This is a genomic window from Pseudomonas tremae, from assembly GCF_001401155.1.
GTDB lineage: Bacteria > Pseudomonadota > Gammaproteobacteria > Pseudomonadales > Pseudomonadaceae > Aquipseudomonas > Aquipseudomonas tremae.
On sequence record NZ_LJRO01000422.1, the window covers coordinates 26,848 to 36,855 of the forward strand.

Genomic DNA, 10,008 nt, shown 5'->3' on the forward strand with positions numbered 1-10,008 from the left:
CGAATGGTCATTCACTGGTAAGGGCCGCCACCGGGTCAAGCCGGGCAGCTTTGCGGGCAGGCATGAAGCCGAAAATCACTCCGGTGACGAGCGCGCAGGCAAAGGCACCGATCACCGCAGACAGGGTGAAGGCCACCGCCACCTTGCTCGCGAGCAATGCCGCGCCCATCCCCAGCGCCAGCACGATACCGGCCAGCCCCCCGACTACCGAAAGCATCACGGCTTCAGTAAGGAACTGGCGCAGAATGTCACGCTGCCGTGCCCCGGTGGCCATGCGGATGCCGATCTCACGGGTGCGTTCACGCACGGTCATCAGCATGATGTTCATCACACCGATGCCGCCGACCAGCAGCGAAATGGCGGCAATCGAGCCGAGCATCAGTGACAGGGTGTTCTGAGTGCGCGCTTCGGCCTGGATCATTGCGGCGTTGTTGGTCAGTTCGTAATCCTGCTTGCCGTTGTGCAGACGTTGCAGCAGGCTGCGAATCGCTGCTTCGGCCTGCTTGACGTTGTTGGCGTCGCGGGTGGCGATGGTGATGTACTCAGGGTCCTGCGAGCCGAACAGTCGGATGCTGGCCGATGAGTAAGGAATGGCGATGCGGTTATCGCTGTCCAGATCGCCCGAGGTCGCGCCTTTTTCCTGGAGCACGCCGACCACTTGAAACGGCACGTTTTCGATCAGGATGTATTGACCGATTGGGTCGATGCGCTCGCCGAACAGCTTCTGACGAACCTTGTAACCAATCACTGCCACGGCGGCTGCGCTTTGCTCGTCGGCCTCGCTGAAATAGCTGCCTTCGGCCACAGGCCAGTTGAAAATCGCCGGAAAGTGCGTGTCGTTGCCGCCGACGTAGCTGGAGTGATCGACATTGCCGTAGCGCACTCCGGCCTGTCCGCCGTTGACCGGCATGATCATTTTTACCTCGGGCAACTCGCCCAGTGCGGCGACTTCTTCAAGCGTGATGACGCCTTTCGGTGCGCGCGGGTTGGGTGCCTTGCCGTTGAGGTAGATGATATTCGAGCCGAACGAGGACATCTGCGCCATGACTTGGCGCTTGCTGCCTTCACCGACAGCGAGCATGACCACCACAGACGCGACGCCGATGACGATGCCCAGCAAGGTCAGCGCAGTACGGAAACGGTTGATCCACATGACCCGCCACGCCGCCTGAACCGCGTCGAGCAATTCGCCTTTCCAGGCGCCGCGACTGCCGCTGCCTTCGGTAAGGCGCTTGCGCAGATCGACGGCCTGCAACGCCGCCGGGTTGGCTGCAAGCGGCGCGGTCGTATCGCCGGCGGTATCGCTTACCACCAGACCGTCGCTGATCTCGATGACCCGATTGGCGCGCGCTGCCACTTCCCGGTCATGCGTGATCAGAATCACCACATGGCCCTGGCTGGCCAGTTCGTCCAGCAGGGTCATTACCTCAGCGCCGCTGTGGCTGTCCAGCGCACCCGTGGGTTCGTCGGCGAGGATGATGTGCCCGCCATTCATCAAAGCGCGGGCGATTGACACCCGTTGCTGCTGGCCGCCGGACAACTGATACGGGCGATTACCGGTGCGTGATGCCAGGCCCAACCGGTCGAGCAGGGCGGCGGCCCGGGCGTGACGCTCGGCGGCTGGTGTACCGGCGTAAATGGCCGGCATCTCGACGTTTTCCTGTGCCGAGCCGGACGGTATCAGGTGGTAGCCCTGAAACACAAAACCGAATGCTTCACGGCGTAGCCAGGCCAGTTCGTCGCTGCCCAGCTCGGCAACGTTTTCTCCGGCAAACAGGTACTCCCCTGACGTGGGGCGATCCAGGCAGCCGAGGATATTCATTAATGTCGATTTGCCCGAGCCGGACGCGCCGACAATCGCCACGAACTCGCCGGCGTGGATCGACAGGTCAATGCCGCGCAGCACGTTGACCAGCGGGCTGTCGCCACCGCCGTAGGATTTGCGGATACCCCGCAGGTCGATCAGCGGCGTGTGCATTCAGCCTCCGCTGCCGACGGGAGCGGGCACCAGCAGGCGATCACCTTCGCTGAGCCCATTGATGATCTGCACCCGCAGACGGTCGCTGATCCCGGTTTGTACCTGACGATTCTGGACTTCGCCGTTGGCGGCCAGTACCTGCACAGTCTTGATATCGGTCCGGGAGCCGTTTTGCAGTGCTGCAAGGGGAGCCGTGAGGGTGTTTTCGGCTTTGCCAGCGACAAAAAAAATCTGTGCGGTCATTTCTGCCATCAGCGCCTGATCACTGTTGTCGACGTCCAGTAAAACCGTATAGAGCACCACCCGGCCGCCGCCGCTTTTACGCGAACTGCTCGGGCTGCCGCCGCCCTGATTGGCCTGATCCAGCGGTCTGGGCGGCACCGGCAGAATCTGCCGCACGGTACTGCTCCAGCGCCTGTTGCCGCCGCTGAGCGTGGTGAAGTAGGTCGTCATACCCGGTTTGACGTGGCCGATGTCGGCTTCCGAGACTTCGGCCCAAACGGTCATGGGCGACAACCGGGCGATGCGCAGAATCAACGGGGTCTGTTGTTGCGCATTGAGGGTCTGACCCTCGCGGGCATCCAGCGCGACAACGGTGCCGCTCATGGGCGCGTAAATGCGGGTGTAACCCAGCGCCGCTTCGTCACTGCGCAGCGCCGCCCCGGCTTCGAGAATCTGCGCCTTGAACATGTCGACTCTGGCCTGGGTGGCGCGAAATTCCGACTGCGCGGCCTGCACGTCTTCAGCGCGAGTGGCGCCGCCCGCAGCAAGGCTTTTCTGCCGTTGTTGCTTCTGCTCGGCCAGTTCGTGCAGCGCACGCTGTTCCTGCAACTGCGCCTTGAGATTATCGATGGCGTACCGCGCGGCATCGAGTTTGGCTTTTTGTGTCGATGGGTCGATTTCCACCAGCAAATCGCCTTCGTTGACCTGGTCGCCAACTTGCGCGTGGATTTTCATGATCTGCCCGCTGGCCTGCGAGCCAACGTCCACGTAGCTGCGCGGCTGCAGAGTGCCCAGCGCGGTCACGCTGTTTTCGACAGTGGCGCGGGTCACGGTCACGGTCGATGCATTGCTTCTGGCGTCGGGCAGGATCTGCCACGCACACACGGCAATGACCGGGAACAGGCACAGCGCCACGAGGAGGGCGCGTCGAAGATGTCGAGAGCGTTTCATGCAGAGTCCTGCGTGGGGATATAGACAACGGCGCCAGAGCGGCTCTTCAAATAGGGCTGCCCTTTAAACGTTGGATGGAAGCAGGAATTTAGCGCCATGCACGGGTTGTACGATTTAGCTAAAAATCGCTGCCCGCACTTCGTTTAACGGGAGCGGCTAATTCGGGTCGTCTCGTGGAGTTGGAGTCAGCGTGATTATGTCCAGAGCATTGCCCGGTTTTCTGTTTGCAGGTCTTTCGTTTGCAGTGATATTGCCTGCACAGGCGCTGGTTGCGCATGAACAAAAGGCCGCTGGCGCCGAGATCCGGCGCACCGGCTTTGGCGTGCCGCACATCGTCGCGGACGACGAGCGAGGTCTGGGTTTCGGCATCGGTTATGCCTATGCGCAGGACAACCTTTGCCTGCTGGCCAATGAAATCGTTACCGTCAACGGCGAGCGTTCGCGCTATTTCGGGCCGGACAAGGCGACCCTTGAGCAGCGTAACAACATGGCCAGCGATCTATTGTTCAAGTGGCTCAACACGCCTGAGGCGCTGGTGGATTTCTGGAAGGCGCAGCCGCCGGAGATTCGCCAGTTGATGCAAGGCTATGTGGCTGGTTACAACCGTTCTCTGCAGGAGCAGAAGGCCAAGGGCCTGCCGCAAGCGTGCGCGGCTGAATGGCTTCGGCCGATCAACACTGATGATCTGGTGCGTCTAACGCGCCGCCTGTTGGTCGAAGGCGGAGTCGGGCAGTTCACCGAAGCCTTTGCCGGGGCCAAGCCGCCTTCTGTGCAAAAGCCCTTGCAGGTTGATCAGCAGCAGGTTCAAACCCTGCAGATGGCTGCTGTCCGCAACGAGCGCTTTACTTTGGAACGCGGCAGTAATGCAGTGGCGGTGGGGCGTGATCTGTCTGCCAACGGCCACGGCATGCTACTCGCCAATCCGCACTTTCCGTGGGGCGGCGGCATGCGCTTCTATCAAATGCACCTGACCATTCCCGGTAAGCTGGACGTGATGGGCGCAGCGTTGCCCGGCCTGCCGTTGATCAACATCGGGTTCAACCAGCATCTGGCCTGGAGCCATACCGTCGATACGTCGAAGCACTTCACGCTGCACCGTTTGCAGCTCGATCCGAAGGACTCGACTCGCTACCTGCTGGACGGCAAATCCATCGCAATGGGCAAACAGCAGGTGAGTGTCGAGGTGAAACAGCCGGACGGCAGCCTCAAGGCCGTGCCGCACATCATCTATTCATCGACGTTCGGCCCGGTGGTGCAGTGGCCGGGCAAGCTGGACTGGGACGACAAATTCGCCTTCAGCCTGCGGGACGCCAACCTGGAAAACGATCGGGTGCTGCAGCAGTGGTATGCAATGGACAAGGCTGACAGCCTCAAGGCGTTTCAGGATTCGGTACACAAGATTCAGGGCATCCCGTGGGTCAACACCCTGGCGGTCGATGCCAATGGGCAGTCGCTGTACAGCCGAACGTTGATGCAGTGAAACTCGCCAAATGCAGCGACCCGCGTATTGGTACTGAGTTGATCGTGCTGGACGGCTCACGCAGCCAGTGCAACTGGGACGTTTCCCCGCAGGCGGCGCAAGCAGGTATTTATCCTTCGTCACGCCAGCCGCAGTTGTTGCGGACTGATTTCGTGCAGCACTCCAATGACTCGGCCTGGATGGTCAACCCGGCTGCACCGTTGAAAGACTTTTCACCGCTGATCAGTCAGGACGGACAGCCGCTGGGCCAGCGCGCACGTTTTGCGCTGGATCGATTGGCCAATCTTGAAAGATCAGGCAAGGTCAGCCTCGAAAACCTGCAAGCGATGGTCATGGACAACGAGGTGTATCAGGCCGGGCAAGTGCTGCCGGATCTGCTGAAGTTCTGCGCCTCGCAGCTGGGTGACGATGCTGCGCGTCTGGCGCCGTTGTGTGCCGCGCTGAAAGTCTGGGACGGCCACGCTGATCTGAACAGTGGCATCGGCTTTGTGTACTTTCAGCAGATTATGAAGTCCATGCAAAACGTTGCGTCTCGCTGGCGCGTGGTGTTCGACCCGCAGGACCCGGTCCATACACCAAGCGGGCTGGCCATCGAGTACCCGGAAGTCGCCACCGCACTGCGCGCCGCCATGCTGGCTGCGATGGATGAGGTGGCCAAGTCAGGTCTTTCCGCCGAGAGTAAATGGGGCGACATTCAGGTTTCCAGTCTCAGCGGCAAACCGATTCCGATTCACGGGGGACCGGCGGGGCTCGGCGTCTACAACGCCATACAGACGGTTGCTGGCAAGGATGGCAAGCGCGAAGTGGTCAGTGGCAGCAGCTACCTGCAAGTGGTGACGTTCGACGAGCAGGGTCTCAAGGCGCAGGGTTTGCTGGTGTTTTCCGAGTCGAGCAACCCGCAGTCCGCTCATTCAGCGGATCAGACCGAAGCCTTCTCGAAAAAACAGTGGAGCACACTGCCGTTCACCGAGCAGCAGATAAAGGCTGACCCCGCGTATGAGGTGCAGGTCATCAAGGAATAGCTCGAACCCAGAGGCAATGGCAGCGCGTTTGGACCGTGTGGCCCAAATGCGCTGTAACGGTTTTAGCCGCCCTGAGTGTCGATGTCAGCGTCGACACCCTGGGTTTGTTGGTGGTTGCGCTGCTCCTGGGTCTTTTTCCCCTCCAGCTCGTGGTCCGGCACGTAGGCGCTGTCGCCTGACGACTGAGTCTGGCTCTGCGACTGGCTTTGGCTGGGGGCAGGGGTCTGGCCTTGTTTCTGGGCACCACCCTTTTCGGTTTCTGGCCCTACATCCGCAACCTGCGGCTCGATGGCTATATCGTTACGGTCCGGACCCGGTTCTGCAGGCGCGTCCTGATTAGGCGTCGGTTCTTTCTGGCGTTGCGGTTCAGTAGACATGAGTACCTCGCTATCTGGTTCAGAAAAATGTACTGACATAGTTTCGAGGGACTGCAGGCGGGATCGTTCGATGCATTTGCTGAGTGGTGGTGCGTGACGGAGTGTTGCGGCTGAGGCTAGCGGATACGCGATGTTCGCGAAGAACGCTGTCCAGTCCATGAAGATACATCGACTGGAACACCGCCTTCGCGAACAAGCGAAACGTTGCGCGGTTCGCTCTGACAAATACAAATTCGCGATGAGAGGTTAAAGCACCTTTTTGATCGCGTCGCAGACTACATCGATGTTCTTTTGATTCAGCGCCGCTACGCAGATACGTCCGGTGTCCAGCGCGTAGATGCCGAATTCGCTGCGCAGGCGCTGGGCTTGTGCGGCGGTCAGGCCGGAGTAGGAGAACATGCCGCACTGACGGCCGACGAAGCTGAAGTCCTGACCGGCCGGGTTGTCGGCCAGACGCTCGACCATCGCTTTGCGCATACCCTGAATACGCACGCGCATTTCGCCCAGTTCTTCTTCCCACATGGTGCGCAGTGCCGGGTCGTTGAGGACCGCAGCAGAAATGATCGCGCCGTGGGTCGGCGGGTTGGAATAGTTGGTGCGGATCACGCGTTTGACCTGTGACAGGACGCGAACGGTTTCTTCCCTTGAGTCAGTGATGATCGACAGCGCACCGACACGTTCGCCGTACAGCGACAAAGATTTCGAGAACGAGCTGGAGGCGAAGAAGGTCAGGCCCGACTCGGCGAACAGGCGCACTGCCAGCGCGTCTTCCTGGATGCCTTGACCGAAGCCTTGATACGCCATGTCCAGAAACGGTACATGGCCCTTGGCCTTGACCACTTCCAGGACCTTTTTCCAGTCGTCCAGACTCAGATCTACGCCAGTCGGGTTGTGGCAGCAGGCATGCAGGACAACCACCGAGTTGTTCGGCAGGTTGTGCAGGTCCTCGAGCATGCCGGCGCGGTTCACATCGTGCGTGGCCGCGTCGTAATAGCGATAGTTCTTTACCGGAAAGCCTGCGGTCTCAAACAGCGCGCGGTGGTTTTCCCAGCTTGGGTCGCTGATGGCTACAACGGCGTTGGGCAGAAGTTGCTTGAGGAAGTCGGCACCGATCTTCAGCGCACCCGTGCCGCCGACCGATTGAGTGGTCAACACACGGCCCGAAGCGATCAATGGCGACTCGGCCCCCAGCAGCAGCTTTTGCACGGCCTGGTCGTAGGCGGCAATACCGTCAATCGGCAGGTAGCCGCGCGGTGCATGTTGGGCGACGCGGATCTTTTCCGCTTCAGCCACGGCACGCAGCAGAGGAATACGCCCGTCTTCATCACAGTAGACGCCCACGCCAAGGTTGACCTTGGTGGTGCGAGTGTCGGCGTTGAATGCTTCGTTGATACCCAGAATCGGATCGCGGGGTGCCATTTCGACAGCGGAGAACAGGCTCATTGTGCGGCGGCTCTTGATGAAGAGTGGGAAGGGGATACACGCTGCGGCTTGATGCGCCAAAGCGGTGCGTAAACAGAGGCTAGTATAGAGAGCATCCCCTTTGCGAGCGACAGGGCGGGGCGGGTTTTTTCAAGGTTTTTACGCATATTTGCAGAACGATCGTTCGGTTAAAACCTCAATGCTTTAAGTGGATGCCTTGAAAGGCGGATATATGACTCCATCTATTAGTCATCACTTCAAAACATCGCACGTCTGCTCCCTGGCGGGAATCGGCGTCGGCGGTGTTTTTGCCCCTGCGCCACTCACGCATCGGCGAACCCTTTACGCGCTTGGGTTGCCAGCGGATCCACGCCAGCGAAGCACACGCGAATCATTCAAGAGGTAAGTTATGTCCGAGTTCCAGCTCGTCACCCGTTTTGAGCCAGCCGGCGATCAGCCCGAGGCCATTCGCCAACTGGTCGAAGGGATCGACGCGGGGCTCGCACACCAGACCTTGCTGGGGGTAACCGGTTCGGGGAAGACGTTCAGCATCGCCAACGTCATTTCCCAGATCAAACGGCCCACGCTGGTACTGGCACCGAACAAGACTCTCGCTGCGCAGTTGTATGGCGAATTCAAGGCGTTCTTCCCGAACAACGCCGTCGAATATTTCGTCTCCTACTACGATTACTACCAGCCTGAAGCCTATGTGCCGTCGTCGGATACGTTCATCGAGAAGGATGCGTCGATCAACGACCACATCGAGCAGATGCGCCTGTCTGCGACCAAGGCGCTGCTGGAGCGCAAGGACGCGATCATCGTCACCACGGTGTCGTGCATCTACGGTCTGGGCAGTCCGGAAACCTACCTGCGCATGGTCATGCACATTGATCGCGGCGATAAACTCGACCAGCGTGCCTTGCTGCGGCGCCTGGCTGATCTGCAATACACCCGTAACGACATGGACTTTGCCCGTGCGACCTTTCGCGTGCGTGGTGACGTGATCGATATCTACCCGGCCGAGTCCGATCTCGAGGCGATCCGTGTCGAGCTGTTTGATGACGAAGTAGAGAGTCTGTCGGCATTCGATCCGCTGACCGGCGAGGTGATTCGCAAGCTGCCGCGCTTTACCTTCTATCCCAAGAGCCACTACGTCACGCCTCGAGAAACGCTGGTCGAGGCGATGGAAAACATCAAGGTAGAGCTGCAGGAACGCCTGGAATACCTGCGCAGCCAGAACAAGCTGGTGGAAGCTCAACGTCTGGAGCAGCGCACCCGCTTCGATCTGGAGATGATGCTGGAATTGGGCTACTGCAATGGCATCGAAAACTACTCGCGTTACCTGTCGGGTCGTCCGTCCGGCGCGCCGCCGCCGACCTTGTTCGACTACCTGCCCGCCGATGCCCTGCTGGTAATCGATGAGTCTCACGTCAGCGTGCCGCAGGTCGGTGCGATGTACAAAGGCGACCGTTCGCGCAAGGAAACCCTCGTCGAGTATGGTTTCCGCCTGCCATCGGCGCTGGATAACCGACCCATGCGCTTTGACGAGTGGGAAGCAATTAGCCCGCAGACCATTTTTGTCTCGGCGACACCGGGCAATTACGAGGCGGAACACGCCGGCCGGGTTGTCGAGCAAGTGGTGCGGCCGACCGGTCTGGTGGACCCTCAGATCGAGATTCGTCCGGCGCTGACTCAGGTCGATGATCTGCTGTCGGAAATCCACAAGCGTGCGGCGCTGGAGGAGCGGGTGCTGGTCACCACGCTGACCAAGCGCATGTCCGAGGATCTGACCGATTACCTGAGCGACCACGGCGTGCGTGTGCGTTACCTGCACTCGGACATCGACACAGTGGAGCGCGTCGAGATCATTCGAGACTTGCGATTGGGTACGTTTGACGTGCTGGTGGGCATCAACCTGCTGCGTGAGGGCCTGGACATGCCGGAAGTGTCGCTGGTGGCCATTCTCGATGCAGATAAGGAAGGCTTTCTGCGCTCGGACCGTTCGCTGATTCAGACCATCGGCCGTGCAGCACGTAACCTCAATGGCCGGGCCATTCTGTATGCCGACCGGATCACCGGTTCGATGGAGCGCGCCATCGGCGAAACCGAGCGGCGCCGAGAGAAGCAGATCGCGTTCAACCTGGAGCACGGCATTACGCCCAAAGGCGTGTTCAAGGACGTCGCCGATATCATGGAAGGCGCCACCGTGCCGGGCTCGCGCAGCAAGAAGCGCAAAGGCATGGCCAAGGCCGCCGAAGAAAACGCCCGTTACGAGAACGAACTTCGCTCGCCGAGCGAGATAAACAAGCGCATTCGCCAACTTGAAGAAAAAATGTACCAGCTGGCCCGCGACCTGGAATTCGAAGCCGCTGCACAGATGCGCGACGAAATCGGCAAGTTGCGAGAGCGGTTGCTGACGGTTTGATCCGCAGGTCGTTATCCTGAGTGTCCAGTGTGATAAACAAGCCCTGACCCGGGCTGCCCAGGTTGCGCATGATGTACCGCGCGCCCCGATTTTGCTGCCGGTTCCCGGCAGATCGTGGACAAGTCCACTCC

The 10,008-nt window shown here is 60.1% G+C and carries 5 protein-coding genes and 1 pseudogene; 2 read left to right on the forward strand and 4 right to left on the reverse strand.

Features of this window, described 5'->3' with window-relative positions; genetic code table 11:
• Positions 1-7 precede the first annotated feature (7 nt).
• Positions 8-1,978 (reverse strand): MacB family efflux pump subunit, encoded by a 1,971-nt coding sequence (locus ALO43_RS22895; RefSeq protein WP_053931303.1) that lies wholly within the window; start codon positions 1,976-1,978, stop codon positions 8-10.
• Positions 1,979-3,151, reverse strand: a complete 1,173-nt coding sequence (locus ALO43_RS22900) for an efflux RND transporter periplasmic adaptor subunit (protein ID WP_054998108.1) — start codon at positions 3,149-3,151, stop codon at positions 1,979-1,981.
• Between the two features lie 196 nt (positions 3,152-3,347).
• Between ALO43_RS22900 and pvdQ the strand changes: the two are divergent.
• Positions 3,348-5,653, forward strand: a pseudogene (gene pvdQ, locus ALO43_RS22905) (bifunctional acylase PvdQ).
• A gap of 62 nt (positions 5,654-5,715) precedes the next feature.
• Here the strand turns inward: pvdQ and ALO43_RS22910 are convergent.
• Both ALO43_RS22910 and ALO43_RS22915 read right to left on the reverse strand, forming a co-directional pair.
• The gene (locus ALO43_RS22910) at positions 5,716-6,030 is read right to left on the reverse strand and encodes a hypothetical protein (protein WP_005893711.1); all 315 of its coding nucleotides are present in this window, start codon (positions 6,028-6,030) and stop codon (positions 5,716-5,718) included.
• A gap of 246 nt (positions 6,031-6,276) precedes the next feature.
• Complete coding sequence (locus tag ALO43_RS22915) at positions 6,277-7,473, reverse strand: amino acid aminotransferase (RefSeq protein WP_054998109.1); 1,197 nt, start codon at positions 7,471-7,473, stop codon at positions 6,277-6,279.
• A gap of 388 nt (positions 7,474-7,861) precedes the next feature.
• Between ALO43_RS22915 and uvrB the strand changes: the two genes are divergently transcribed.
• Positions 7,862-9,877, forward strand: a complete 2,016-nt coding sequence (uvrB, locus tag ALO43_RS22920; protein ID WP_024671146.1) for an excinuclease ABC subunit UvrB — start codon at positions 7,862-7,864, stop codon at positions 9,875-9,877.
• The last annotated feature ends 131 nt before the right edge of the window (positions 9,878-10,008 follow it).